General features: G+C 69.1%; 27 protein-coding genes. 14 read left to right on the top strand and 13 right to left on the bottom strand.

Features of this window, described 5'->3' with window-relative positions:
• Positions 1 to 65 precede the first annotated feature (65 nt).
• Genes fliW through HH310_RS03215 form a run of 4 tightly spaced genes read right to left on the bottom strand, consistent with a single transcriptional unit; the run spans position 66 to position 3328 of the window.
• Complete coding sequence (gene fliW / locus HH310_RS03230; RefSeq protein ID WP_169173878.1) at positions 66 to 500, bottom strand: flagellar assembly protein FliW; 435 nt, start codon at positions 498 to 500, stop codon at positions 66 to 68.
• A 2-nt stretch (positions 501 to 502) separates the two neighbouring features.
• On the bottom strand, positions 503 to 1402 hold the full coding sequence (locus tag HH310_RS03225; protein ID WP_169173877.1) for a flagellin: 900 nt from the start codon (positions 1400 to 1402) through the stop codon (positions 503 to 505).
• 22 nt (positions 1403 to 1424) lie between these two features.
• The gene (gene flgK / locus HH310_RS03220; protein WP_169173876.1) at positions 1425 to 2843 is read right to left on the bottom strand and encodes a flagellar hook-associated protein FlgK; all 1419 of its coding nucleotides are present in this window, start codon (positions 2841 to 2843) and stop codon (positions 1425 to 1427) included.
• A complete protein-coding gene (locus HH310_RS03215; RefSeq protein WP_169173875.1) occupies positions 2843 to 3328 on the bottom strand; it encodes a flagellar protein FlgN in 486 nt (161 codons plus the stop codon). Before HH310_RS03215 ends, flgK begins: the two co-directional genes overlap by 1 nt.
• A gap of 255 nt (positions 3329 to 3583) precedes the next feature.
• Between HH310_RS03215 and HH310_RS44700 the strand changes: the two genes are divergently transcribed.
• The 14 genes from HH310_RS44700 to HH310_RS03145 all read left to right on the top strand — a co-directional run bounded on the left by HH310_RS44700 (position 3584) and on the right by HH310_RS03145 (position 16469).
• Positions 3584 to 4828 carry a flagellin gene (locus HH310_RS44700; protein ID WP_169173874.1) on the top strand — a complete coding sequence of 415 codons (1245 nt, stop codon included), beginning with the start codon at positions 3584 to 3586 and terminating at the stop codon, positions 4826 to 4828.
• Positions 4829 to 4958: 130 nt separating this feature from the next.
• Positions 4959 to 6335 (top strand): flagellar filament capping protein FliD, encoded by a 1377-nt coding sequence (fliD, locus tag HH310_RS45205; protein WP_169173873.1) that lies wholly within the window; start codon positions 4959 to 4961, stop codon positions 6333 to 6335.
• Positions 6336 to 6364: 29 nt separating this feature from the next.
• Positions 6365 to 6745, top strand: a complete 381-nt coding sequence (fliS, locus tag HH310_RS03200) for a flagellar export chaperone FliS (RefSeq protein WP_169173872.1) — start codon at positions 6365 to 6367, stop codon at positions 6743 to 6745.
• Between the two features lie 16 nt (positions 6746 to 6761).
• Positions 6762 to 7079 carry a hypothetical protein gene (locus HH310_RS03195; RefSeq protein ID WP_169173871.1) on the top strand — a complete coding sequence of 106 codons (318 nt, stop codon included), beginning with the start codon at positions 6762 to 6764 and terminating at the stop codon, positions 7077 to 7079.
• A 137-nt stretch (positions 7080 to 7216) separates the two neighbouring features.
• The gene (flgB, locus tag HH310_RS03190; RefSeq protein ID WP_169173870.1) at positions 7217 to 7564 is read left to right on the top strand and encodes a flagellar basal body rod protein FlgB; all 348 of its coding nucleotides are present in this window, start codon (positions 7217 to 7219) and stop codon (positions 7562 to 7564) included.
• Between the two features lie 2 nt (positions 7565 to 7566).
• A complete protein-coding gene (locus tag HH310_RS03185) occupies positions 7567 to 7959 on the top strand; it encodes a flagellar basal body rod protein FlgC (protein ID WP_169173869.1) in 393 nt (130 codons plus the stop codon).
• A gap of 7 nt (positions 7960 to 7966) precedes the next feature.
• Complete coding sequence (gene fliE, locus HH310_RS03180) at positions 7967 to 8311, top strand: flagellar hook-basal body complex protein FliE (RefSeq protein WP_169173868.1); 345 nt, start codon at positions 7967 to 7969, stop codon at positions 8309 to 8311.
• Between the two features lies 1 nt (position 8312).
• Positions 8313 to 9935 (top strand): flagellar basal-body MS-ring/collar protein FliF, encoded by a 1623-nt coding sequence (fliF, locus tag HH310_RS03175; protein WP_169173867.1) that lies wholly within the window; start codon positions 8313 to 8315, stop codon positions 9933 to 9935.
• A gap of 29 nt (positions 9936 to 9964) precedes the next feature.
• Complete coding sequence (fliG, locus tag HH310_RS03170) at positions 9965 to 10990, top strand: flagellar motor switch protein FliG (RefSeq protein ID WP_169173866.1); 1026 nt, start codon at positions 9965 to 9967, stop codon at positions 10988 to 10990.
• Positions 10974 to 11648 (top strand): FliH/SctL family protein, encoded by a 675-nt coding sequence (locus HH310_RS03165; RefSeq protein WP_211191690.1) that lies wholly within the window; start codon positions 10974 to 10976, stop codon positions 11646 to 11648. Before fliG ends, HH310_RS03165 begins: the two co-directional genes overlap by 17 nt.
• 81 nt (positions 11649 to 11729) lie before the next feature.
• On the top strand, positions 11730 to 13049 hold the full coding sequence (locus HH310_RS03160; RefSeq protein ID WP_169173865.1) for a FliI/YscN family ATPase: 1320 nt from the start codon (positions 11730 to 11732) through the stop codon (positions 13047 to 13049).
• A 98-nt stretch (positions 13050 to 13147) separates the two neighbouring features.
• Positions 13148 to 13597 carry a flagellar export protein FliJ gene (locus HH310_RS03155; RefSeq protein WP_169173864.1) on the top strand — a complete coding sequence of 150 codons (450 nt, stop codon included), beginning with the start codon at positions 13148 to 13150 and terminating at the stop codon, positions 13595 to 13597.
• Entirely contained in the window at positions 13594 to 14577 is a 984-nt protein-coding gene (locus HH310_RS03150; protein WP_169173863.1) for a transglycosylase SLT domain-containing protein, read from the top strand. Before HH310_RS03155 ends, HH310_RS03150 begins: the two co-directional genes overlap by 4 nt.
• 35 nt (positions 14578 to 14612) lie before the next feature.
• Positions 14613 to 16469 carry a flagellar hook-length control protein FliK gene (locus HH310_RS03145; RefSeq protein WP_169173862.1) on the top strand — a complete coding sequence of 619 codons (1857 nt, stop codon included), beginning with the start codon at positions 14613 to 14615 and terminating at the stop codon, positions 16467 to 16469.
• 733 nt (positions 16470 to 17202) lie between these two features.
• Here HH310_RS03145 and HH310_RS03140 read toward each other — a convergent pair.
• From HH310_RS03140 to HH310_RS45200, 9 genes are all read right to left on the bottom strand, one after another.
• Entirely contained in the window at positions 17203 to 17433 is a 231-nt protein-coding gene (locus HH310_RS03140) for a hypothetical protein (protein ID WP_169173861.1), read from the bottom strand.
• Positions 17430 to 18947, bottom strand: a complete 1518-nt coding sequence (locus HH310_RS03135) for a hypothetical protein (RefSeq protein ID WP_312033794.1) — start codon at positions 18945 to 18947, stop codon at positions 17430 to 17432. The genes HH310_RS03140 and HH310_RS03135 overlap by 4 nt, the downstream gene beginning before the upstream one ends.
• Positions 18925 to 20970, bottom strand: coding sequence for a flagellar biosynthesis protein FlhA (gene flhA, locus HH310_RS03130; RefSeq protein ID WP_169173860.1), 2046 nt, complete (start codon positions 20968 to 20970; stop codon positions 18925 to 18927). Before flhA ends, HH310_RS03135 begins: the two co-directional genes overlap by 23 nt.
• A 99-nt stretch (positions 20971 to 21069) precedes the next feature.
• A complete protein-coding gene (locus tag HH310_RS03125) occupies positions 21070 to 22161 on the bottom strand; it encodes a flagellar biosynthesis protein FlhB (RefSeq protein WP_169173859.1) in 1092 nt (363 codons plus the stop codon).
• Between the two features lie 4 nt (positions 22162 to 22165).
• Positions 22166 to 22930 (bottom strand): flagellar biosynthetic protein FliR, encoded by a 765-nt coding sequence (gene fliR, locus HH310_RS03120; protein ID WP_169173858.1) that lies wholly within the window; start codon positions 22928 to 22930, stop codon positions 22166 to 22168.
• Positions 22927 to 23847, bottom strand: a complete 921-nt coding sequence (gene fliP / locus HH310_RS03115; protein ID WP_169173857.1) for a flagellar type III secretion system pore protein FliP — start codon at positions 23845 to 23847, stop codon at positions 22927 to 22929. Before fliP ends, fliR begins: the two co-directional genes overlap by 4 nt.
• Positions 23844 to 24239 carry a flagellar biosynthetic protein FliO gene (locus HH310_RS03110; RefSeq protein ID WP_169173856.1) on the bottom strand — a complete coding sequence of 132 codons (396 nt, stop codon included), beginning with the start codon at positions 24237 to 24239 and terminating at the stop codon, positions 23844 to 23846. The genes fliP and HH310_RS03110 overlap by 4 nt, the downstream gene beginning before the upstream one ends.
• Positions 24240 to 24245: 6 nt before the next feature.
• Entirely contained in the window at positions 24246 to 24995 is a 750-nt protein-coding gene (gene fliN / locus HH310_RS03105; protein ID WP_169173855.1) for a flagellar motor switch protein FliN, read from the bottom strand.
• On the bottom strand, positions 24992 to 25960 hold the full coding sequence (locus tag HH310_RS45200; protein ID WP_169173854.1) for a flagellar motor switch protein FliM: 969 nt from the start codon (positions 25958 to 25960) through the stop codon (positions 24992 to 24994). The genes fliN and HH310_RS45200 overlap by 4 nt, the downstream gene beginning before the upstream one ends.
• Between the last annotated feature and the right edge of the window lie 16 nt (positions 25961 to 25976).

Genomic DNA, 25976 nt, shown 5'->3' with positions numbered 1-25976 from the left:
CCTGGACGGACAGCATCGCGATCAGGCGCGGTCGTGAGGTGCGCGACCGCGCCGGCGACAAGACGTCAGTAGGGCCGGTTCATGGTCGCGCGGACCGGCAGCCCGGAGCCGCTGAGCACCACCTGCATGGCACGCATGCTGTCGCGGTCCACGACGATCGGCGCCAGCAGGTTCGCGGTGGTCTCGTTGACGCCGGCCGTGATGACCGTCAGGAGCAGCAGACGGTCCGGGTCCTTGGTGTTCAGCAGCGCGAGAACCTCGTTGTCGATCTCCGGCGCGTAGTCCGGGAAGAACGGTTCCGGCGGAGCGACAAGGAAGCGCAGTTCGGGGTCCTCGGCGGACGTGAACGCGTAGAGCAGGCCATCATCGTTGAGTCGCACCAGGACGAACTCCCGGTGCGCCGGGAAGCCCGGCATGGGGACCGCCATGGTGATGGTCGGCAGGTCCAGCGGGTCCGACGTGGCGGCCTCAATCGGTCGGTTCGCGGTGCGAGTACTCATGGTCACCTCAGGAAATCGATAAGCGAGGGCTGGATTACCTTGGCCGTGGCGGCCAGGGCGGCCTGATACGAGGTCTGCTGAATTTGCAGTTCCATGATCGCCTTGGGCAGGTCGACATCCTCGATATCGGACAGCTGCGACGACACGGACAACAGATGATCCTCCGCGGACTGCTTCATCTGCGTAACCCGATTGTATCGGGCGCCAACGTCCGAAAGAGTGGTTTTCAGCAAATCATGGGCGGTATCGAGTTTGCCGAGACCACTGTCCAGCGCGGACGAGTCGTTGTCCCGAATCGCCTTGGAAAGATTGGTCAGGACGGTGAAGAGCTGGGTGTCGCTACCGGTGGCACCGAAGGCCTCCGGACCGGTGGTCTCGATGCGGACCCGGGCGTTCGGCCCGATGCTGCGCGTGGTGCCGTTGCCGTCCCCGACATACTCGCCGGTCTTGTCGTACGCGATCCCGCCGGCCGTCGTCCCGCCGAACACCGGCCGGTTCAGGTATTTGGCGTTGGCCTGGTCGATCAGCGATGCCTTGATGTTGTCGATCTCGTAGGCGAAAGCCTCGCGAGCCTCCGGGGTGCCGGCCGTGGAGTTGAGCGCCTGAACGGTCAGATCGCGGGCCCGGATAACCGAGGTCGACGCGTCCTGAAGATTGTCCTGGATGACGCCGAGCCAGCCCATTCCGTCGTCGGCGTTGCGCGAATACTGCTGCGTCGCGCGCACTTCTCCGCGCAATTGCAGAGAAGTGACGGTACCGGTCGGCGAATCCGACGGGCGGCTGATCGCTTTTCCGCTCGAGATCTGCTGCTGAATCTTCTGTCCACGTTGCATTCCGCGCTGCAGGTCGGCCAGCGTCCGGTTCTGCACGCTGGCCGCGGTGGTCCGGCTGGGAATGGTCATGGGTTACCTCTTCGGGAACGGATCAGCGGCCGACGAGACCGGTCCGGTTGATCAGCTGGTCCAACATGGAGTCGATCGTGGTGAGCACCCGCGACGCGGCCTCGTATCCCCGCTGGAAGGTCAGCAGGTGGGTCATCTCCTCGTCCAGGTTGACCCCGGACTCCGAGGCCTGGTCGCTGTCGACCTGATCGGTCACCGAGTCCTGGATCTCGCTGCGCCGGCCGGCCGCCTGCGAGGCGACCCCGAGCGCTCCGATCATCTCCTGGTACTGGGCGTCCGGGCCGGTGCCGGCCGCGCCGATCCCGGCCAGCGTGTCGGCCACGTCGTTGTTGATCGAGGCAACGGTGGCCGGTGGCACCGGGGTGGCCGTCGGGTCGGCCGACGAGAACGGCACCTTGTCCGCGGTCGGCACCGCCACCGCCACGTCCTTGGCGCCGGTACCGGAGAAGAAGGTCACGTTGGTGCTGCCGTCGGCGGCGAATCCCGTCTGCACCGCGTCGTTCACCGTCTTGATCAGGCTCTGTGCGACACCGTCGAGCTTGCCGGCAACGTCGGGGATGATGCCGTTGAGGGTGTCGAGCATCGCGCCCATCGTGCCGCCCGGGGTGGCGGCGCCGTCCGGGTTGCGCCAGGTCAGCATGACCTTGCTGGTGTCGCTGATGCCATCGAGGGTGGTGGGGCCGGTGAGCTCCACCTTGCGCGCGGTGAAATCGCTTACCACCGCGGCGTTTCCGATGAAGACGTTCATCGAGCCGTTGGGCTTGAGCGACGTGCTGGCGCCGGCCAGCTCGGACAGCTCCATGACCTGCCGGTCGCGGGCGTCCATGAGCTCGTTGGCCTCCAGGCCGGTCTGCTTGGCCACGACGATCTGCTGGTTCATGTCGGCGATCGACGTGGCCAGCGAGTTGACCTTGTTGACGTAGGTGTCCATGCCGTTGTGCACCTGGTCGAACTGGTTGGACAGCGAGGTGTGCGCGTCGTTGAGCGAGATCGCGACCGTGTTGCTGCGCTCGATCAGCGCGGCCCGGGTCGACGGATCCTGCCAGTTGTTGGCGACGTCGTTCCAGGAGTCCCACATCTCGTGCATCCGCGCTTGGATCGCGGTGTCGCTGGGTTCGGCCATGACGTCCTCGATCGCGCCGTACGACGTCTTCTGGGTCGCCAGGTACGCCGAGTTCGCGTGCTCGGTGCGCACCCGCTCGTCGAGGTAGACGCTGCGGCCCCGTTCCACCGAGTGCACGCCGACGCCGGCGCCGACCGCGTCGGTCGTCGAATAGACGCCCGGGTTGCGGCTGGCGCCCTTCGCCTCCAACGTGATCTGCTGCCGGGTATAGCCCTCGGTGTTCGCGTTGGCGATGTTCTGGCCCGAGACCTCCAGGCCGCGCCGCTGCGCGTAGAGGGACGTCAACGCCGTGTTGATACCGCCGAATGTGCTGCCCATCAGATCGCCTCATCCACCAGGCTGGAGCGGCGGACGCCGCCGGAAACGGTCTGGCCCTGCGGTCCGTACGTTTCCACAGTTTCGGCGAACGCGAGCATGGTTTCGCGAGCCGCGCGCTGGCCGGCGGTGAGCAGGTCCCGGTTCACGTCGGCGAGAGCGCTGATCTCGGAGGTCAGCATCAGAAACGCCTTGCGGTGCTGGTGCAGAAGGTCGGACCAGGGCGCCGGAGCGGCGTCGGCCAGCGCGCCGAGCGACGCGTCCGGGGCGAGACCGAGCTCGACCGCGGCGTCCTGCGAGTAGGCGGCCCGGATGACCTCCGTCTGCCGGATCTGGTCGAGGACCACCTCGACCTCGCGGGTGGCGTGGCTGAGCCAGCGAGAGCGGTTGGAGGCGAGCAACAGCTGCTCCTCCTCGAGCTTGAACAGCAGCATCTCGAGCAGCTCGCGTGCACGCCACAGGACGCTGGCCAGGTCGGTCAGGCTCACCCTGGTCCTCCGTCTCGCCGTCGGCCGGGCAAGCGCTTTCGACATGCCCTCTCATTCGGACAGGTCGGCACGTCTGCCATGCCGCTGAGGGATTTCCCCCGATCGGGCACTTACGGCTTTCTGATGGTTTGCCGGAAAAGCGCGAAGAAATTTCGGAGACTGCTTCTAAGTCGTCGGCGCCAACGCCGACCGAATCGGCGCAAGGCCACGGCTCACGGATGAGCCGGAAAGACCCCTCTCAAGGAGGAAACACCCATGGGTCTCCGAATCAACCAGAACATCGCCGCGCAAAACGCCTACCGCAACCTGTCGGTCACCGACGGCCAGATGCAGAAGTCGCTGGAAAAGCTGTCCAGCGGTTTCCGGATCAACCGGGCCGCCGACGACGCCGCCGGGCTGTCGATCTCCGAGGGCCTGCGCTCCCAGATCGGCGGCATGAAGGTCGCCGTCCGCAACACGCAGGACGGGATCAGCGTCGCGCAAACCGCTGAAGGCGCGCTCAACGAGGTCACCTCGATCCTCCAGCGCATGCGCGACCTCTCCGTACAGACCGCCAACGGTGGCACCACCGACAAGGCGGCCAAGGACGCGGCGCAGTCCGAGATCACCCAGCTCAACGCCGAGCTCACCCGGATCGGCACCACCACGTCGTTCGGCAAGTCGAAGCTGCTCGACGGCTCCTTCGGCACCACCCAGAGCTCCGGCCAGGGCACCGCGATCACCGACCCCACCAAGATGACCGCGCTGGCCGCGGCCGGCAACACCTTCAACCTCAAGCAGGTCAACGGCGTCGACCTCTCGACGCTGAACAGCGGCGCCGGCCTGACCGTGACGGTCCCGCAGACCACCACCACGCCACCGTCGGCGGCCGACATCGCCGCGTCGATCAACAAGGGCATCAAGACCGCGCTGCAGGGCGCCAAGGCCCAGGGTTACAACGGTCCGGCGTTCAGCGGCAACGAGGTCAGCGTGACGGCCAGCGTCGCCGCTGACGGTAGCGGCGCGAAGTTCACCGTCGGCGGCACCGGCGCCTTCCAGACCGCGGACGGCACCGGTACGCCGCTCGCCAACATGGCGGTGCCCATCGGCCAATCGTCCGCGGTTCAGAACTCCAACACCGGCCAGTTCCAAGTCGGCGCGAACCAGTCCGAGAAGATCCAGATCACCATCGGCAAGACCGACGCGAACGCGCTGGGCACCGACACGATCGACCTCACCAGCGACGCCGACTCGGCGATCTCGGTGCTGGACAAGGCGCTCACCACGGTCTCCGACCAGCGCGCCTCGCTCGGTGCGTACCAGAACCGGTTCGAGCACGTCATCAACAACCTGAACGTGTCGGTGGAGAACCTGTCCGCCTCCGAGTCGCGTATCCGCGACACCGACATGGCCCAGGAAATGGTGCAGTACACCCGCAACCAGATCCTGACCCAGGCCGGCACGTCGATGCTGTCGCAGGCGAACCAGGCGTCGCAGAACGTGCTCTCGCTGCTGCGCTAACCGAACCGCTACCACGTCGAACTGAATTTCGCTCCGACACAGCCGAACAGGTGGGGGTAGCAGGCGAACCGGGCCGGCTACCCCCACCCTCGTTTCATCGCGTGCATACGCGCGGGGAAGGCAGGTTCCGGTGACCTCCAGCTCGGTGGACGGCCTCGTCAGCGGCCTCAGCACCTCGTCCCTGATCAACCAGCTGATGCAGGTCGAGGCGGCGCCGCAGGACCGGCTCAAGGCCAAGGTCAACACGGCCCAGACCGCCGTCAGCTCGTACCAGTCGGTCAACAGCCGGGTCTCCGCGTTCAAGAGCGCTGCCGACTCGCTCGGCCAGCTCAGCACCTGGCGCGGGATCCAGGCCACCTCCACCTCGTCGAGCGTCAGCGCCATCGCGGTCTCCGGCAGCACCAACACCGCCGCCGGCACCACCACCTTCGACGTCGCGGCCCTCGCCAAGAGCCAGATCACGACCGCGAAGGTCGACACGTCACAGCCGATCACCTCGGCCGACTCGATCACCGTCACGATCGGTCCCGCCGACGCCGACGGTGTCGACAACAGCGCCAAGCGCAAGGACTACGTGATCGACGTCAGCAAGGACAAGACGGCCAAGGGCGTCATGGACGCGATCAACGCGAAGGGCATCGGGGTCAAGGCGACCGTGGTGACCACCGGTGGCGCGCAGAACATCCTCCAGCTCAGCGGCACCAAGACCGGCGTCGACAACGCCTTCTCCCTGAGCGGCTTCGACCCCGCCACCACCAACGTCGCGAGCGCCCAGAACGCGCTGCTGACCATCGGTGGCGGCGAGGAGGCCGGCGGCTACAACGTCACCAGCAGCACCAACACCTTCACCGGTCTGCTCACCGGGGTCTCGGTGACCGTGTCGAAGGAGGAGAAGAACGTCACCGTCGCGGCGACCCAGGACATCGGCGGCATCGCGGACAAGTTCCAGGCCCTGGTGGACGCCGCCAACGCGACGCTCGACGAGATCCGGGGCCAGACCGCGTACAACCCGTCGACGAACAAGGGCTCGCCGCTGACCGGCGACTTCTCGGTACGCAACATGGCCCAGTCCATCCTCAGCGTCATCAGCAAAGGTCTGACGTACGCGGATCCCGAGTCCACGAAGGACAACCCGCTTCCGGACATCAAGTTCGGCAGCCTCGCGAAACTGGGCATGCAGCTCGACCAGACCGGACGGCTGACGTTCGACCGGGAGAAGTTCACCGCGAGCTACAACGCCGACCCGGCCGCCATCCAGCAGGCCAGCGTCGCCTTCGCGGACCAGACCGAGAAGCTCGCCACCACCCAGACGACCAACCTCACCTCGGTCATCACCGGCCGCAAGGACGAGATCGACGGCTACAACACCCAGATCAACGACTGGGACGTACGCCTCGCCGCGAAGAGGGTGGCGATCCAGAAGACGTACTCGGACCTCGAGGTGTCGCTCGGAAAGCTGAAGAACCAGTCCAACTGGCTCTCCGGACAGCTCGCCGGCCTCGGCTGACCCGATCACCCTCCGACCGAAGGAAACCGATGAGCTCTCCGCATCTGCGCGACCGGTACCTCCAGGACTCGATCAACACGGCCTCGCCCGCCAAGCTGCTGCTGATGCTGTACGACCGGCTCATCCTCGACCTCATGCAGGGCGAGGAGGCCATGCGCGCCGAGGAGCGCGAACTGGCGCACGACAAGATCACCCATGCCCAGGAGATCGTGATGGAGCTCCGGATCAGCCTGGACGTCGAGGCCTGGTCGGGTGCGCCGGGTCTGGCCAATCTCTACGGCTATCTGCTCACCGAGCTCATCGGGGCGAACATCGCCCGGGACCCGCAGCGGGTCGCGGTCTGCCGCGGTCTGATCGAGCCACTGCGCGACTCCTGGCGAGAGGCGGCCGCCGCGGCGGTCGGCGAGTGACTGGGGAGCCTGATCGATGACCGGCTGGCACGACGCGTGGTCGACCGCTCTCGACGAGCTCGAGCTCGACGTGAGCACCGTCGAGGCGATGCTGGCGGACGAGCACCGCAACGCCGAGACGCCACCGGCCGACCTGTGGAAGCCGCCGACCGAGCTGGGCGCGCTGCCGCTGGAGCTGAAGCCGCGCGCCGACGAGATCCTCACCCGGCAGCTCAAGGCGGCCGAGGAGATCGCCCGCCGGCTCACCGCTAACCGGCAGCAGCTGGCCGCGACGTCCCGGATCGAGACCGGCGAGTCGGTCAAACGGCCCGTCTACGTGGACCGGGCCATGTAAGACGATTTCGTCTGCAACCTCCCGGCAACCGTTCCGCTCTCAGCGGGACGGCGGCCGGGCCGAACTGCAGGGTACGAGCGACGGATCGCTCCGAAGATGCCACGGATCGGCGCCCTTGCAACCCCCGAGGAGCTGCTGTGTTCGACGATCTCACGACCTCCGCACTTCGCGTCTCGGTGGCCGGCCTGGCCGCCCGCCAGAACGCCATCGCCAACAACATCGCGAACATCGAGACCCCGGGCTTCCGGGCTCGTAAGGTCGAGTTCGAGGACGCGCTGCACGGCGCGCTCAGCCACGGCGAGTCGCCGGCCGGCGTCGCGCCGGAGGTCAAGAGCTCGCTCGAGCCGACCCGCCTGAACGGCAGCAACGTCAACCTCGACGAGGAGACGATGTCGCACATCGACACGACGATGCGCTACCAGCTGACCATGCGGGCGCTGGACAGCAAGTACGGCATGTTGCGGGACGCGATCAAGGGGGCCTGACGATGAGCACGTTCAACGCGATCGGCACCGCCAGCACCGGCGTCACCGTCTACCGCAAGTGGCTGGACGCCGTCTCGGACAACATCGCCAACATCGACAACGTCAGCCGCACCTCGGAGAACGCCTTCCAGGCTCGTTACATCAAGGCCCAGGAGGCCGCGGACGGCAACGGCGCGGAGGTCGGCGGAGTGGCCCTGGGCAGCGCCGAGGGCATCCTCACCTACGACCCGCAGAACCCGCTGGCGGACAACCAGGGCTACGTCCGCCGGCCGGATATCGACCTGGGCTCCCAGATGGCCCAGATGATGATGGCCCAGCGCGCGTACCAGGCGAACCTTGCGGTGGTGGACCGGGCGAAGGACTCGTACGCCGCCGCCATCAACCTCGGGAAGTGATTGAGCGATGACCTCTCCCATCAGTGCGATCAGCGGGTTCTCCGGCGTCAAGGGCGTCGAGGGCCTCGACAAGATCGGCGGGGTCGGCGCCTTGACCGGCACCACCCCCTCCACCGAACCGCAGGGCCCGGACGAGAGCTTCGCCGGAATGCTCTCCCGCGGCCTGGAGAGCGTGCAGGGCATGCAGGCCAAGGCCGACACGCTGGCGCAGAAGGCCGCGGACGGCTCACTGCAGGACCCGGCCCAGTACACGATGGCGGCCAACGAGGCCTCCCTCGGACTCCAGCTGACGCTCGCCGTACGCAACAAGGCCGTGGAAGCCTTCCAAGAGATCATGAGGATGCAGGCCTGAGATGACGGACCGCCTTCCCGCCCCGGTCCGCCGCATCACGGACGCCTTCCGGTCCTTCACCCCTGGACAGAAGGCCGTCACGATCGCGGCGGTGCTCGCACTCATCATCGGCGGTTACTTCTTCGCCACCTGGGCGTCGAAGCCGTCGTACGCGATCCTGTTCAACAATCTGTCGACCAAGGACGCGAGTGCGATCGTCGACTCGCTGCAGAAGTCCGGCGCGAAGTACGAGCTGGCCAACGATGGTCAGACCGTTCTGGTGCCGCAGGACAAGGTGAACGACCTGCGCCTGTCGCTTAGCGGCGAGGGGCTGCCCGGCGACGACGGCACCGGTTACGCGCTGCTCGACCAGCAGGGCATCACCACCAGCGACTTCATGCAGCACACGAACTACCAGCGGGCGCTGGAAGGCGAACTCAGCAACACGATCAAGTCGATCGACGGGGTCGAGGCGGCCACCGTGCACCTGGTCATCCCGCAGAAGGACGTCTTCGCCGACGACCAGGACAAGCCGACCGCCTCGGTGCTGGTCGCCTCGAGCACCACGAAACCGCTGAGCGGCCAGCAGGTGCAGTCGATCGTCCATCTGGTGGCCTCGAGCGTCGAGGGCCTGGACCCGACGCAGATCACCGTGGCCGGCGCGGACGGCAAGATCCTGTCGACCGGCGGTGGTGCGGCCGTCGGTACCGGCTCGGACGGCGGCAACGAGTCGCAGACCGTCCAGTTCCAGAACCGGATGAACACGTCCCTGCAGACCATGCTGGACAGCGTGGTCGGGCCCGGGCACGCGGTGGTCACCACGACCGCCGACCTGGACTTCGACCAGACCCAGACGACCAGCCGGACGTACAACGCGAACCCGTCGGTGCCGGCGCTCTCGGAAAGCAACAGCCGCGAGGCGTACAACAGCGACCAGGGTTGTGCGGGTGGCGTCCTGGGGCCGGACAACGTCGCCGGACCCGGCTGTAACAACGCCGGCTCCGGCAGCAGCGGCCCCGGACAGTACGAGAACACCCAGAACGCGCGCCAGAACGCGGTCAACCAGATGGACGAGATCCGCAAGAACGCGCCCGGCGGCATCCGCAAGCTGTCGGTCGCCGTCCTGCTGGACAGCACGGTCGCCGGTTCCGTCAACCCGGCCCAGGTGCAGCAGCTCGTCAGCGCGGCCGCCGGCATCGACGCGACCCGCGGCGACACCATCGCGGTCAGCTCCATGCCGTTCGACCAGAGTGCCGCGCAGGCCGCCCAGAAGGCCCTCACCGAGCAGACCACCGCCGCGAAGGACGCCAAGCAGGAGTCCCTCTACAAGACCGCCGGGCTGGCCGCGCTCGTTCTGGTCCTGCTGTTCCTCGCCTGGCGCACCAGTCGCAAGGGCAAGCGCCGTAAGTCGCTGACCCCCGCGGAACGCAAGCACCTCGAGGATATGCAGGCCGCGTTGGAGGCCCAGCGCCTCAACGAGCTCAACCAGGCGATCCCGGCGCAGATGCTGGAGGCCGGCGTGGACGACTCAAATGTGCAGGCTCGTGAAGAACGCCAGCGCGAGATAGAGCAGATGGTTAAAGATCAGCCTGACGAGATGGCAGTGCTTCTGCGCGGCTGGCTGGCCGCGGACAGCACGCACTGACCGTTCACTGACGGCTGAGGGAGTACGCGTTGACCACACCGGCGCTCACCACGATGTCGATGACGGGCGTACGCAAAGCCGCGATCATGCTGGTGCAGTTCGGCAAGGAACAGGCAGGGCAGATCCTGTCCCAGCTGTCCGAGAAAGAGGTCGAGATGATCTCGGCCGAGATCGCCCGGCTCGGCAAGCTCGAACCGACCCAGGTCGACGACGTGCTGGACGAGTTCTACGCGATGGCGACCACCCGCTACGCCGGGGCCGGCGGCATGGACTACGCGCGCGAACTGCTCGAATCCTCGCTCGGCAAGGACCGCGCGGCGCTGATCCTGGACCGGCTCGAAGCCTCGATGAACGACATCCCGTTCAACTTCCTCAGCCACGCGGACCCCCGGCAACTGCTTTCGTACGTGCAGTACGAGCACCCGCAGACCATCGCGCTGGTATTGGCACACATCCCGTCCGCGCTCGCGTCGTCGATCCTGGCCGGGCTGTCGATCGAGGTACAGACCGAGGTCGCGCACCGGATCGCGGTGATGGACCAGACCTCGCCGGAGATCATCCGTCAGGTCGAGCAGGCGTTGCAGCGCAAGCTCTCCACCGTGCTGCAGCCGGACGAACTCTCCACGGTCGGTGGTCTCGGTCCGCTTGTCGAGATCATCAACCGCGCCGACCGTACGACCGAGCGACTCATCCTGGAGGCCCTGGACGCGAAGAGTCCCGAGCTGGCCGAGGAGATCCGGCGCCGGATGTTCATGTTCGAGGACGTCGTCAACCTCGAGGACCGCGCGGTGCAGCTGGTGCTGCGCCAGGTCGAGCCGGCCGACCTCGCCACCGCCCTCAAGGGGGTGCCGGACACGGTCCGCGACAAGGTCACCCGCAACCTGTCCGAGCGCGGCCGGGAGAACCTGCTGGAGGAGATCGACCTGCTCGGCCCGGTCAAGGTCAAGATGGTCGAGGAGGCCCAGGCGAAGATCGTCTCGGTGATCCGCTCGCTCGAGGACTCCGGCCAGATCGAGGTGCAGCGCGGCGGCGAGGCCGATGAGCTCATCGCCTGAGCGTCCGGTGCTGCGCGGCACGGTGGCCGACGAGGCCTCCGCCGCCCGGTTCGCCGTCGACCTGCGCCACGGGGTGCCGGAGGACAGCGCGGCGGTGGAACGGGCCAAACAACAGGCCCGGACCGCCGGGTACGCCGAGGGGTGGGCCCAGGGCCAGCGCGAGGCGGCAGCGGTCGCGGACGAGGCCACGGACCGCGCCCGTGCCGCCGAACACGCCCACGAGCAGCGCCGTGCGGCGGCCCTCGCCCAGGCGGTCAACGCGCTCGGGCGGGCGATCACCACGCTGGAGAACCAGTTGATGCCGACCTTCGCCGAGCTGCAGGAGGTGCTGCTCACGCACGCCTTCGAGCTGGCCGAGGCGATCGTCGGGCGCACCCTGGACGATCCGGAACGCCGCGGCGCCGACGCGATCCGCCGGGCGATGTCCGCGGTGCCCGAGTCCGGCGACATCATCGTGACGCTGCACCCCGACGACCACCGGACGCTGGTGGGCCAGGGCGAGACCGACTTCGACTACGAGGGGCGCCGGGTGAGCCTGCGTTCCGACCCGTCGCTGCGGCCGGGCGACGCGATCGCGGAGAGCGGCGCGGCGACCATCGACGCGACCGTGGCGGCCGCGGTCGCCCGCGCCCGGGAAGCACTGAGGATCCATGACTGAGCCGCTGTTGTCATGCCCTCCTGGCCCTCGCCTGCCAGGCCGTTCGAAGGCGCGAGCGAGTGCCGCTCGGTGCAGTCGGTCATGACGGACGTCTTCCAACAGCGGATGCGAGCAGCACTGTCCGCCGCCCGGCCCCTGACCCGCGGCAAGGTGGTCGGGGCGGTAGGGCTGCGGGTCACCGTCAGCGGGCTGGAGGCGCGCGTCGGCGACCTGGTGCGGATGGGTGACGGGCCGGACGCGGTGTTCGCCGAGGTGGCCGCGATCGAGGGGGACAAGCTGTCCTGCCTGCCGCTCGGCCCAATCGCCGGCCTCGGCTCGGGCACCACGGTCGAGGGCACCGGCGGACCGCTGCGGGTCGCGGTCGGACCCGACCTGGTCGGCCGCATCCTGGACGGGCTCGGCCGGCCGATGGACGGCGGGCCACCGCTGCGCGGCGAGCTGGTCTCGATCGAAGCGGCACCACCGTCGGCGATGGAACGGCAGCTGGTCGACGCGCCCATGCCCCTGGGCGTCCGGGTGCTCGACACGCTCGTGCCATGCGGCCGGGGCCAGCGCATCGGCATCTTCGCCGGGTCCGGCGTCGGCAAGTCGACGCTGATGAGCATGATCACCCGCGGTACCTCGGCGGAGTTGAACGTGGTCGCCCTGGTCGGTGAGCGCGGCCGGGAGGTGCGCGAGTTCATCGAGCACGACCTCGGCAAGGAAGGCCTGGCCCGGTCCGTCGTGGTGATCGCGACCTCGGACGCGCCGCCGCTGGTGCGGTTGCGGGCCGGCGCGGTGGCCACCCGGATCGCCGAGTACTACCGGGACGAGGGTTCCGACGTGCTGCTCATGATGGACAGCGTGACGCGTGCGGCGATGGCGCAGCGCGAGGTCGGGCTGTCGGTCGGCGAGCCGCCCGCCACCCGCGGCTATCCGCCGTCGGTCTTCGCCATGCTCGCCTCGTTGCTGGAGCGGGCCGGGCCGGGCGCTCGCGGCAGCATCACCGGCCTCTACACGGTGCTGGTGGAGGGCGACGACCACAACGAGCCGATCGCCGACGCCGCCCGCTCGATCCTGGACGGGCACATCGTGCTGGACCGCAAGCTGGCCACGGCCGGGCACTTCCCGAGCATCCAGTCGCTCGACTCGATCTCGCGGGTGGCCAACAAGATCACGACGGCGCAGCAGCGGTCCGACGCCACCGAGCTGCGCCGGCTGATGGCCGCCCACCGGGAGGTGCGCGAGCTGGTCGAGATCGGCGCGTACGTCCCGGGCACGAACCCGGACGCCGACCGCGCGACGGCGATCTGGCCGCACATCACCGCGTTCCTCCGCCAGGGCCTGGACGAGCGCGTGACCGCCGACGAGGCCTGGGCCCAGCTGCACGCCCTGATAGCGGCAGCCACGCCCGGCCACTAGACAGAGTTGCGAGTCGGGTGCAGAGGCTCAGCGGAACGGTTGCCGGGCCGAAGCGAAGGGGTGAAGGCCAATCCAACTGCGCTGGGAGGCCCGAAATTTTGAATCGCTTCTTTCGACTCAGTCCTGTTCTGCGCGCCCGCAAGGCCCAGGAGGACGCCGCCCGTGGCGCCCTGAACAAGTCGCGCGCCGAGATCCGCGACGCCGAGGCCCTGGTCAAGCGCCGCAAACTTGACATGGTCGGCGCCGAGGCACCGACCGAGGGCACGGCCCGGGCCATGGTCGCGTCGCTGGTCGCGCGGCAGTCGCTGGCCGCCGGACTGATGGACGCCCAGCGCATGGTCGAGGACGCCGAGACGCTCGAGCGCGAGCGGATGGCGGAACTCGCCGACGCCGCGAAGCGGCACCGCGCCGTGGAGCTGATGGCCGAACGGCACGCCGAACTGGTCAAGGCGCACGACCTGCGCAAGGAGCAGGGCGCCCTGGACGAGATCTCGATGAGCAGCAAGGCCCGCAACGCGGCCCGAGGTGGCTCCGGAGGTGACGCGTGAGTGGCGTCGACGGTGTACTGAACCGCATCCAGGAGCTGCGCGGCCAGCTCGGCCTGAACCCGCCGGCCACGGCACCGGCTGACGCCACCGCGGCCGCCGGCAAGTCGTCGTTCGCCACGGCACTCGCGGACGCCACCGGCGGAACCACCACCAGCGGCAACGGCCCGGTCAGCGGGAACGACGTGGTGACCTCCGCGAAGAAGTACCTGGGTACGCCGTACGTCTTCGGCAGCACCGACCCGGACCGCGGGCTGGATTGTTCGGCCTTTGTGCAGCGCTCCTACGCCGACCTCGGGATCCAGCTTCCGCGGCTGGCCCGGCAGCAGGCCGAGGCCGGGCGTCCGGTCGCCAGCCTCGCCGATGCGAAGCCGGGCGACATCCTGGCCTTCGACCGGCCGGTCGACCACGTCGCGATCTACCTCGGCAACAACAAGATGATCGCGGCGCCGAAGCCTGGCGACCACGTCAAGATCGAGTCGGTGTACGAGCGTCCGACGCACATCCGCCGGGTGGTGGACGACGTCAGCGCGGTCGCCGCCCAGAACGCCGCGGCCGTGGTGCGTCCGGCCGGGCTCAGCGGCACCGGATCGCTGTCCGGCGTACCGTACGCGGATCTGTTCGTCCAGGCCGGCCAGAAGTACGGCGTCTCGCCCAAGCTGCTCGCGGCGGTGGCGAAGGTCGAGTCGGGCTACAACCCGAACGCGGTGAGCAAGGTGGGGGCGCAGGGGCTGATGCAGCTCATGCCGTCGACCGCGCGCGGGCTCGGGGTGCGCGACTCGTTCGACCCGGAGCAGGCCATCAACGGTGGCGCCAAGCTGCTCGCCCACAACCTGCGCGAGTTCAAGTCGCTGCCGCTGGCGCTGGCCGCCTACAACGCCGGCGGCGGGGCGGTGCACAAATACGGAGGCATTCCGCCGTTCGCCGAGACGCAGGCCTACGTGCCGAAGGTGCGCAAGGCGCTGGCCGCGCTCGGTGGCTGAGCTGCTTTTTCCAAACGACGAGCGGGGAGAGCCGGATGAAGTTGCCCAGTTCCGTGACGGGCGCCGACCGGACGGCGGCGGCCGAAGCGGCTCGCCGCCGCGGGGACCGCAAGGGCGAGGGCGGCGACGAGTTCGGCTCGGCGTTGGACGCGGAGCTGAGCCGGCCCGGCCGCGACCAGGAGGAGCGTGGCACGCAGCGGGCCGAGCAGGGGCGGACGGACGCCGATCGGGCCGCGTTCGAGCGGGCCGGGGATCGCGCGGCGGCCCAGCGAACGGCCGACCGCACGGCAGCGGACCGGGCCGCGAGCGACCGCGCGGCCACCAACCGGGCCGCCACCGACCGGGCATCCGAGAAAGCCGCATCCAACCGCGCAGCGACCGACCGCGCGGCATCCGACCGCGCGGCATCCGACCGCGCAGCGACCGACCGCGCGGCATCCGACCGCGCCGCGATCAACCGGGCGGCGACCAACCGCGAAGCCGACCGGGCGGCCGATCGCGCGGCCGACAAGGCCGCATCCGACCGGGCAGCCTCCGACAAGGCCGCATCCGACAAGGCGGCGTCCGACCGGGCCGGCACGGCGAACAAGGCGGACGGTCAGAAGCACGCCGCGGAGAAGACCGGAACCCGGCGGCCGGGCCACCAGACCGACGACGACCAGGCCGTACGCTCCGAAACGGACAAGGTCGCGACCGAGAAGGACGCCGCGACCGAGACCACCTCCGCCGACGCCCCGACCGCGGTACCGCCCACGGCCCCGCCGACCCCGGTCGCCGTCCCCACGGTGGCACCCATGACCTCGCAGGCGTCCGCCGAGCAGAGCCAGGGCGCTGCCGCCACACCGACGGTCTCCGGTGTCTCCCTCGACGGCACCCCGTCCAAGGCCGCACCTCCCGCACCCCCGGTATCGGCTCTGGCAACCGGCCCGGCACCACAAGCGAACCAGCCGGCCACTCAGGACACTGCCGCCCAGGCCGGCGGACCTCCCCTCCCACCCGCTCTCGCCGCACAACTCGCGCAGGCCACGGAAGCCACCGGCACCCCCGCTTCGCCTCCCGACGGATCGGCCGCCACCACGCCGGCCACACCCGCCCCGGACCAGGCCGCGACCCCCACCCCGGGCCAGACCGCGACACCGGCCGCCGACGCCACGACACCCGCCACAGCCACTACTTCCACGACGGCCACCACGGCCACGACCCCACGCCCGGCCGACGCCACGCCCGCGCAGCCGGACGCCACAACGCCCCCGACGGCACCACCGGTCACCCCCGCCGGCACGGCGACAACCCCGGCGACCGCCGCACCCGCCGGCCCGGTCGACCCCACCAAGCCGGCGCCGGTGGCCGCGGACGGCACCGCGAACCCCGGCGCCCTGGGCCAGGCCGGCCTGGCCGGCGTCTCCGGCCCACAGGCGACCGCCCCGACCGCCCCGGTCGCCGACGCGCCCGCCCCGGCCGCGGCCCCGCCCAGCCCGGCGGCCGCCCAGGTCGCGATGCGGATCATCCCGCTGCGGTTGGACGCGGACGGCATCCACCGCCTCACGGTGCATCTGCACCCGGTCGACCTCGGCCCGGTTCAGGTGGTCGCGGAGATCCGCAACGGTGACATCAACCTGCAGCTCACCGGCACCACGGACGCCGGCAACGCGGCCCTGCGCGACTCCCTGGCCGACCTGAAGCGCGAGCTGCAGGACAGCGGCTTCGGCAACTGCAACCTCGACCTGCGGCAGGGCAACGCCCAGCAGGAGCAGGCCCGGCAGTTCGGCGGCGGCTACCCCGGCCTCTCCCGCGGCAACGCCGGCCCGTCCGGCCCGGCCCCCACCACCGAGCCCGCTCCCACCGTGCGGCGCCCGGCCCCGGGCAGCGGCCGCATCGACATCCAGGCCTGACAAATCCTTGCCACGGCGCCTAAACGAGTAAGTCCTAAGCCGACTCAGTGGCCGCACGCAAACCAGTGGCCGCACGCAAACCAGTGGCCGCACGCAAACCAGTGGCCGCACGCAAACCAGTGGCCGCACGCAAACCAGTGGCCGCACGCGAACCAGTGGCCGCACGCGATCAGCGATCTGATCGCCGTCCGTCCGCCAGCGCCCGACACTCCGTCTCGCATATCCGACATTTCCTGAAATATGCTGGATCGGCAAGGCCGCCGGACGGGCGGGGTCAGCGCGCGGCCGCGCCGCGCTTCCATTCCGTGAGACGGGCGACCACCTGCTGAGACCCGCGCCCGCATCATGGACCCACCGCCCGCAATGTGGGACTAGCGTCCATTGTAGAGAGCATGTTTGTCACGTAACGGGGCTTTCGCCCGGCAGCTTTTTCCGGTCGAATGTGAACCTTGGAGAGTTATGGCTCGTATGTGGGCGCAACTCTCCAAGGTTCACAAAAATCCACGATGTGACCACGGTGTCCACATAGCGGGACGGCCCAACCGCGAACAGATCGCCACAGGCGCCGCGTTCGCCGATCCGCGGATCCGGGCCGTGCTCGCCGCGCCTCAGCTCTGGCACCACCGCGCCACCGGAGCTACACCGTGACCAGGTCACTCACCGCCTACCACCACGGTTAGCACTCACTCGCCCAGCACTGCGATCAACAGGTTCTTCCCCTACCTGTTGATCATTACTTCTCTTCGAGCGGTGTCGGTGTCACCGTGGTCGCCGGCTTCTCGTCGTCGGCCCGGCCGTAGCCCGCCGTGACGAACCGCAGGCCCGCCACCAGGATGGCGGCGATCGGCACCGCGATCAGGAACCGGATCAGCACGTCGGTGATGTCGAGCTGGTCGAACACATAGCGGTACAGCGCCGGAGCACTGATCACCAGCGCGAACAACAGGACCGACGGACGAATCACGGACGCACCGATCGGGTCACCCGCCGCGGCGCGGCCGCCACCGGCATCACGTCGGACGCGATCCGCGCGCAGAGCATCGCGGCCCACGAGTGCGGCGTGGCAGGCTTGCCGTCCAGCGAGTAGATCGGCAGATCCAGCCCGAGCACCGAGGCCGGGTCGCCGGTGAGTTCCACACCGTGCGCGACCAGCGCCTCCACCTCGCCGAGCGTACGCAGGTGGCGGGCCGTGTCGGCGGTCTTGCGGGTGGCATCGACGATGGCCCAGAGCGCGGTGGCGCCGAGCGCGTCACACATCTCGTTCACCCAGAGCGGGTTGGTGCCGCCGACCGGGGCGTCCATCACGATGATCCAGGCGTTCTCGGCGGTGTGCAGCTTGTCGACCCGGCCCGCCGCGACGTCCGGCGTGGAGATCAGCCGCGACGAGTGCAGCCCGGTGCCGGCCAGCGACGACGCCGCGAGCAGCAGATGATTCTCCGGCACCCCGATCTGGTCGAGCATCTGCCGGGCGATCGCCACCCCGGTGTTGAGGTCGCCGGCGAGCACCAGGATCTCGCCCGGGCCGTCCGGGATCCCCGGTGCCGAGGGACGCGCCGCGAGCACGCTGAGCACTCCCGCGTACGTGTCCCCGCCGGTGATCTGGGCGGCCATCGACTCCGGCATGCCCACCGACATGAGGTTGCGCACCACCGGGTCGTTGTCGGTCACCTCGCTGCCGTGCCGCCCGCCGACCGGCGAGACCGGCTCCGGATTCAGCCCGTACGCCTCGGCGGCGGACAGTCCGGCGCTGGGCGGATCCACCTCGACCTCGCTGTCCGACAGCCCGCCGATCCGATCCGCCAGGCTGTGCTCGGCGACGTGCGGAGGCGGTGCCGGTGGTGGCGTGGGTTTCGGGGTGGGCTGCGGCGTCGTGGTGGCCTGTGCCGGCTTCGGGTTGACCGGCGCCTCGGCCGCCGCGGCGGGACGGAACGGCCGCACCGTCGGCACCTCCTCACGCGGCGGCTTGACCTTGGGGGTGGGCCGTTCGATCTCGGTGTGCCCGGACGCGTCCAGGCCCGCCATGAGCTCGGCGAACGCCGCGCCGGTGTCACTCAACGCGGCCGACCGGCTCACGTCGGCACCGAAGTCGTTCTCGGGCGGCACATCATCGGCGGCCCGGGTGGCCCGGCCGAACATGGCCGGCGCGACCTTCTTCGGGGACGCGGTGCCGAACGACGGCGAGGCGGTCTTCTTCGGCTCGTCCATCCGGTCCTGGGACTCGGCTCGCTCCAGCAGCCGCTCCAGGGTGTGGCCGTTGTCGGCCCTGTTCGATCGCTGTGCCATGTCGCTCCTGTCCTCGGTCGATTCGTCCGGAACCTCGACGGAAAGCTCGTAATGCTGTTTCGCGAAGAAGCCCCCGACGCCGCCGCTTCGGACCTTGTCGGCGGAGATGATCCGGACACGGGAGCCGTACTCATCGCGTACCTGAGCCAGTAGTGGCTCGATGGCCGGTCCCTCAAGCAGCACCCGCGTAGGCACCGTTCACCACCCCAATCGTTTCGATCTGTGCTGTGGAGCCAGAGATTTCGCCATACGACAGCACCTGCACCCGGCGTGAACCGGCACGCAGCAGTCGCATCAGTGGGAGCCGCAGCTGTGGAGAGCAGGCCAGCACGGGCGAGAGGCCCTGCTGTTCCGCGGTCTCGGCCAGGCGGGCTGATTCGCTGACGATCGCCTCGGCACGCATGCCGTCGATCGCCATGAACGAGCCCGTCTCACTGGGCCGCAGCGATTCGAGCAGTTGTTGCTCGAGCATCGGGTCGAGGGTGATCACCGTGAGCCGGCCGTCGCTGGTGTACTGCGCGGCGATGGCCGGGCCGAGCGCGGCACGGGCCGCCTCCACCAGGCCGTCGTTGTCCAGGGAGACCTTCGCTCGTAGGGAGAGCGCCTCGAATATGCGTACCAGGTCGCGGACCGGCACACCCTCGTCCAGCAGTGCCTGCAGCACCTTCTGGATCTGTCCGAGGCTGAGCACGGACGGGGTGAGCTCCTCCACGACCACCGGATGGGTGCGCTTGACCATCTCGGTCAGCGCCCGCACATCCTCACGGCCGAGCAGCCGGCTCGCGTTGGTGCGAACCACCTCGGCCAGATGCGTGATGATCACGCTGGCCCGGTCGACGACGGTCGCACCGGACAGTTCGGCCTGATAGTGCAGTTCGGCCGGCACCCATTTGCCGGGCAGGCCGAAAACGGGCTCGATCCCGGCTCGGCCGGGCAGCCCCTGCAAACCGTCGCCGATCGCCAGGACGGTGCCGGGCGGCGCCTCCCCGGTCCCGGCGTCGGTGCCGGAGATCCGGATGGCGTACGAGGAAAGCGGCAGGTCGAGGTCGTCGCGGGTGCGCACCGGCGGCATGATCACGCCGAGTTCCATGGCCATCTTGCGGCGGAGGGCGCGGACCCGGTCGAGCAGATCGCCGCTGCTGGCGTCGACCAGGTCGACCAGGTCCGGGGATAGGGCGAGTTCCAGCGGGTCGACCCGCATCTCGCCGAGCAGTTGTTCCGGTGAGTCGGGGGCCGGCATGTCGACCGCTTCGGCCGCCGCGACCTCCTCGCCCTCCGGTTCCGGGTCCTTGATCCGTTGCGCGAGCACCAGCACCGCGACGCCGACCACCAGGAACGGGACCTTGGGCAGGCCCGGGATGACGCAGAGCGCGAGGGCCGCGCCGCCCCCGATGCGCATCGCCAGCTTGCTCTGGCTGAGCTGCTCGGTGACGCTGGAACCCATGTCGCCGGAGGTGGCCGAGCGGGTCACGATCAGACCGGTGGCGACCGAGAGCAGGATCGCGGGCACCTGGGAGACCAGGCCGTCGCCGATGCTCAGCAGGCTGTAGTGGTTCATCGCGTCGGCCGGCGACATGCCCGCCTGCAGAACGCCGACCGCGAAGCCGCCGAGCAGGTTGATCAGCGTGATGATGATGGCCGCGATCGCGTCGCCCTTGACGAACTTGGAGCCACCGTCCATCGCGCCGTAGAACTCGGCCTCGGCACCGACCTCGGCCCGTCGTTTCTTCGCCTCGGCCTCGTCGATCAGGCCCGCGTTGAGATCGGCGTCGATGGCCATCTGCTTGCCGGGCATCGCGTCGAGCGTGAACCGGGCACCCACCTCGGCGACCCGCTCGGCACCCTTGGTCACCACGATCATCTGGACGATGACCAGGATCGCGAAGATCACCAGGCCGATGACCAGGCTGCCCCCGACGACGAAGCTGCCGAAGGCGTGGATCACCTTGCCGGCGTCGCCGTCGCGCAGCACGAGCCGGGTGGCGCTGATGTTGAGCGCCAGCCGGAACAGCGTGGCCACCAGCAGGAGGGCGGGAAAGACCGAGAAATCCAGCGGCTTTTGTACGAACATGCTGGTCAGCAGAATCAGCAGCGCCGCCGTGATGTTCAGCGCGATGAGCATGTCGAGCAGGAAGGTCGGCAACGGGACGACCATCATGATGATGATGCCGATGACCCCGACGGGCACGGCAAGCCTGCTGACCTTGGCGTTCTTCACGGCACCTTCCGTAATCGACGGTGTGCGGAGTGCGACTCTTCCCGACCCGATAATCCCCCGACGAAAAGACCGATGTGAGGAAATCTCCTAAATCTTCGGTTATGCGGCTGCTGGGGCGGAGTTGGGGCTTCGGTGCAAACCGGCAGCAGAGCCGCGCGACTTCAGACTCATCACGAACGCCAGCACCTTCGCCACCGCGCCGAAGAACTCGGCCGGGACCTCCGCGCCCACCTCGCAGCCGGAGTGCAGGGCCCGGGCCAGCGGCACGTCCTGGACCATCGGGACGCGGTGCTCGGCGGCCAGCTCGCGGATCTTGGTGGCGATCGGGCCCTGCCCCTTGGCCACGATCCGGGGAGCGCCCTTGGACGGCTCGTAGCGCAGCGCGACGGCCACGTGCGTCGGGTTGACCAGCACCACGTCGGCGGTCGGGATGTCGGTCATCTGCCGGTTGCGGGCCATCGCCATCTGCCGGGCCCGGATCTGGGCCTTGACCAGCGGATCACCGTCGGAGTTCTTGTGCTCCTGCTTGACCTCTTCCTTGGTCATCCGCAGCTGCTTGTTGGTGCGGCGGCGGACCACGAAGTAATCGGCGGCGGCCATCACGATGCCGGCGCCCGCGGCGGCGCGGATCAGGCCGAGCGTGGCGTCCTTGACCACGCCGAGCAGCGAGTTGAGCGGCAGGTGCCCGGCGTTCATCAGGGTCGGGATGACGTCCTTGGTGGTGGCGTACAGCACGGCGGCCAGCACCCCGGTCTTGACCAGGGCCTTCGTGCCCTCCCAGAGGGACTGCGGGCCGAGCATCTTCTTGATCCCGGGCAACGGGTTGAGCCGGCTGAACTTCGGGATGAACAGCTTGGTGGCGACCCGGATGCCGCCCTGCGCCCCGGCGGCCGCCACCCCGATCGCCATCATCGTCATGGACAGCGGCAGCACGGCCCAGGCCGCGGCCATCATGGCCTCCTTGCAGATGGCCAGCGCCTGAGCCGGCTCCGGATCGCTGATCACGTCCGGGACCTGGGCCATCAGCTCACGCGCGTGATCCAGGGCCGAGCTGAGCGTCTTCGGCAGCATGATGCTGGCGCCGAGCATGCCGAACCACGCGCCGAGGTCCTGGGTGCGCCCGATCTGGCCTTCCCGCTTGGCCTTCTTGAGCTTCTGCTGTGTAGGTTGTTCGGTTTTTTCGCCCGACATTGACTCACCCCCCGGTGAGCTGGACTACGGCGCGGACTGACTTGTCGACCAGGGTCTCGATCACCTGGGGCAGGGTGTTGATGGCCAGGCCGGAGAGCAGCAGAACCAGCATGATCTTGGCGGGGAAGCCGAGCTGGAACGCGTTGAGCGCCGGTGCGACACGGTTGAGCAGGCCGAACGCGACGTCGGTGAGAAACAGGACGGCGACCAGCGGTCCGGCTATCTGCAGCGCCGCCAGGAACATCTCGCCCACTCCCTTGAGCAGGAGCTGGCTGAACGTGTGCACGTCGAAGCTCGTGTTCAGGGGCAGCGTCCGGAACGACTGGAGGAAGCCGCGCAGGATCAGCTGGTGGCCCTCGCTGGCGAACAGAATCGTGACCGCCACCAGGTTGTAGAACCGGCCGAACACCGAGCTCTGGTTCTGCGACAGCGGGTCGTACCCCATGGCCAGGGTGAAGCCGCCGAACAGGTCGAGCAGGTCGCCGGCCGCCTGCAGGGCCGCGAACAGCATCGCCGTGATGAAGCCCAGGCCGGCCCCGACGAAGACCTGCAGCGCGGCGCTGGCGATCAGATCCGAGGTCTCCAGCGACGGGAGCGTGCCCTTGAGGTACGGCGCGAGCGGCAGGGTCAGGCCCACCGACAGCAACGCCTTGACCGTGCCGGGGATCAGCCGCGAGCTGAACGGTGGGCTGATCATCAAAAAGGCGCCCGTACGCGCCGCGCCCAGCATCACGGCAAGAAGGTCCGCGATCGGGATGTTCCAGTTCATTTGTACGACGCCACCAACGCCGTGAGGATCAGCCCCCACCCGTTGACCAGCACGAACAGCAACAGCTTGAACGGGAGTGCCACGGTCACCGGAGGCAGCATCATCATGCCCAGCGACATCAGCGACGCGGATACCACCATGTCGATCAGCAGGAACGGGATGAAGATGACGAACCCGATGATGAAGGCGGCCCGCAGCTCGGACAGCACGAAGGCCGGGATCAGCGTGGTGAGCTCGACGTCGTCTTTGTTACGCGGCTTCGCCGACCCGGACAGCTTGACCATGAGGCCGACCTCGTCCTCACGGGTCGTCTTCCACATGAAGTCGCGCAGCGGCTTGACCCCGTCCTTGAAGGCCACCGCCTGCGTCTTGTCGCCCTTGAGGTAGGGCTGAACGCCCTGCGAGTTCATCGCGGACACGGTGGGGCCCATGATGAACAGGCTCAGGAACAGCGCCAGCCCGGCGAGCACCTGGTTCGGCGGCATGCTGGTCAGGCCGAGCGCGTTTCGGGTGATCCCCAGCACCATGAAGATCTTGGTGAAGCAGGTGCAGAGCAGCAGCACGGCCGGCGCGACCGACAGGACGGTCAGGCCCATCATGATGATCAGCGAGGTGGCCGGGCGGCTGCCGTCCGGGTTGGTCCCGTTGATGTTCAGGTTGATGTTGGGCTGGGTGGGCCGGCCCGGCGCCCGCGGGGTCACCGGCGCCTGCGGCACCCGCTCGGGCGCACGGTAAGCGGGCGGCTGGTAGGCCGGGGGCTGGTAAGCGGGCGCCTGATAGGCCGGGGCGTGGTAGGCGGGGGCCGGGGCTTCCGGGGCGACCGGCGCGCGGCCCGGCTCGGCCGAGGCGGCGCCGGGCAGCAGCACCAGCGCCAGGCCGATGCCGGCGAACAGCAGCAGGAATGCCCGTTTGATCATCGGCGGCTGGTCCGATCCCGGAGGAAATCGACAGTCGATCTCCAGGTTTTCGGCGACAGCAGCGACCCGTCCAGGCGGCCGCCGCCCCCGGCCGGGTGCGCGTCCGGCAGGTCGAGGTGGTCGCGCGTCTCGTGCGCGTGTGTCTCGAACAGCGCCGGGTCCGCCTCGCCGAGGAGGCTGACCTGCTGATCGGTGACGCCGAGGATCATCGCGCGGTCGGCCACCTTCACCACGGTGACCGCCGCGCCCCGGGTGAGCTGCTGCCGGTTCAGGATCGCCAGCTCGCCGTGCGCGCGCTTGCCCAGCGGCCGGCGCACCACCCGTGCCGCCAGCCACATCAGGCCCATGACGACGAGCAGCGTGAAACCGACCCGCAGGACGAGCTCGAACAAGGCCGCTTACCCCTCGACGGCCGGGGAGACGATCTCGGTGATCCGGATGCCGAAGTTCTCGTCGATCACGACCACCTCGCCCCGCGCGATCAGCCGGCCGTTGACAAGCAGGTCGGCGGGGCTGCCGGCGGCCCGGTCGAGCTCGACGATCGCGCCGGGATTCAACGTCAGAAGCTCCCGTACGGCCATCCGGGTGCGCCCGAGCTCGGCCGACACCTCCATCTCGACGTCGTGCAGCATGTCCAGCCCGCCGCGCAGCGAGACCTGCGGTTCGCGCCGGGCCACGCCGGCCGCCCCGGACGGGTTCTCGGTCGGCCACGGGCTCAGCGCGAGCGCCAGCACCGCGCGGACCTCCGCGCCCTCGACCAGCGGCACCGCCACCGAGTCGTCCTTGGCGGCGAGCGCGCTCAACGCGACACCGGGTTCCATGACCGTGCCGGGGTCGAGCACGACCGGCCCGAACGCGCGCGCCGCGGCCTCCAGCGCCGGGCGGACCGCGGCGGTCAGGTCCAGCTCGCCGATCGGACTCTCCTTGAGCGCGTCCGCGAGATCCTGGCCGACCACCACGACGACCTCCCCGGCCGCCGCGCCGCTGAATCGGGCGGTGACCGCTTGTCCCTCGGTCAGGACATCAGGGGTGGCGCTGATCGGGTCACCGGCCGCGAGTGGCCGACTGGTCGGCAGGACGGCCAGGGCGGCCTCGGCGGCGGTCCGGGCGAGGGCGAGCTGCGGAGCGGTGATGGTGGGCGCGGTCATGAGCGGCCAGACTCCTTGGCAGTGGGCTCCTTGGGGGCCGGCACCACGAGGCACGCGAGCCGCGCCCCCTGATTACCGGGAACTGCATGGGCGAAAACGGTCTCGTTGACGATCACCTCGAGTGGCCGGCTGGTCGGATGCCCGAGCGGCACGACGTCTCCGGGACGTAGGTCCACGATGTCATCGGTACGCATCCGGATGGGCTGGAATCGGACCGCGACGTCGATCGGAGCCGCGGAAAGTCCGATCGTGAGGTTGCGCAGCGCCAGATCCTTGCTGGCCCGCTCGGCGTCGCTGAGAACGACCGTCTCGGTCTTCTCCAGCACCGGCAGGATCGTGGTGAACGGCAGGCAGATCGTGTGCGAGGTTTCTTCCGCGCCGATCTTGACGTCGAAGGTGGCGATCACGCAGGCGTCGCCGGGCGCGTGCGCGCGCAGGAACTGCGCGTTGTACTCGATGTCCTTGAGCTTGGGCGAGAGGGCGACCAGCTGCTCGAAGCCGTAGCGCAGCTCGCCCAGCATCCGCTCCAGCAGGCCGCGCAGCAGGGGCATCTCGACCTCGGTCAGCGGACGCTCCGGCTGGGGTCCGCCCGGGCCGCCGAGCATGTGATCGATAGCGGTCATGGCCGCCGACATCGACATCTCCACCAGGACCGTGCCCGGGAGCGGGTCGAGGGTCACCACGGCGAGGACCGTGGGATTGGCGAGCGAGGCGACGTACTCGTCGTAGTTCAGCTGCTCGATCGACGCCACGCCCACGTTGCTGATCGCGCGTAGCCGGGTGGTGAGCAGCGTGCCGCAACTACGGGCGTACGTCTCGAAAGCAAGCTGCAGCGTCCGGACATGTTCACGGGAGAGCTTGATGGGGCGCCGGAAGTCGTACGTGGTCGGATCTCCGCCTTGGCCGCGGCGCGAGATCTTGCCCGGGGAGCGTGCGGCCGAGACCGCGGAGGACGAACTGGTCACGTCGTCCCCATCGGCT

This window comes from Actinoplanes sp. TBRC 11911 (assembly GCF_012933445.1).
GTDB lineage: Bacteria > Actinomycetota > Actinomycetes > Mycobacteriales > Micromonosporaceae > Actinoplanes.
This window is presented reverse-complemented; position numbering and strand designations above follow the sequence as displayed.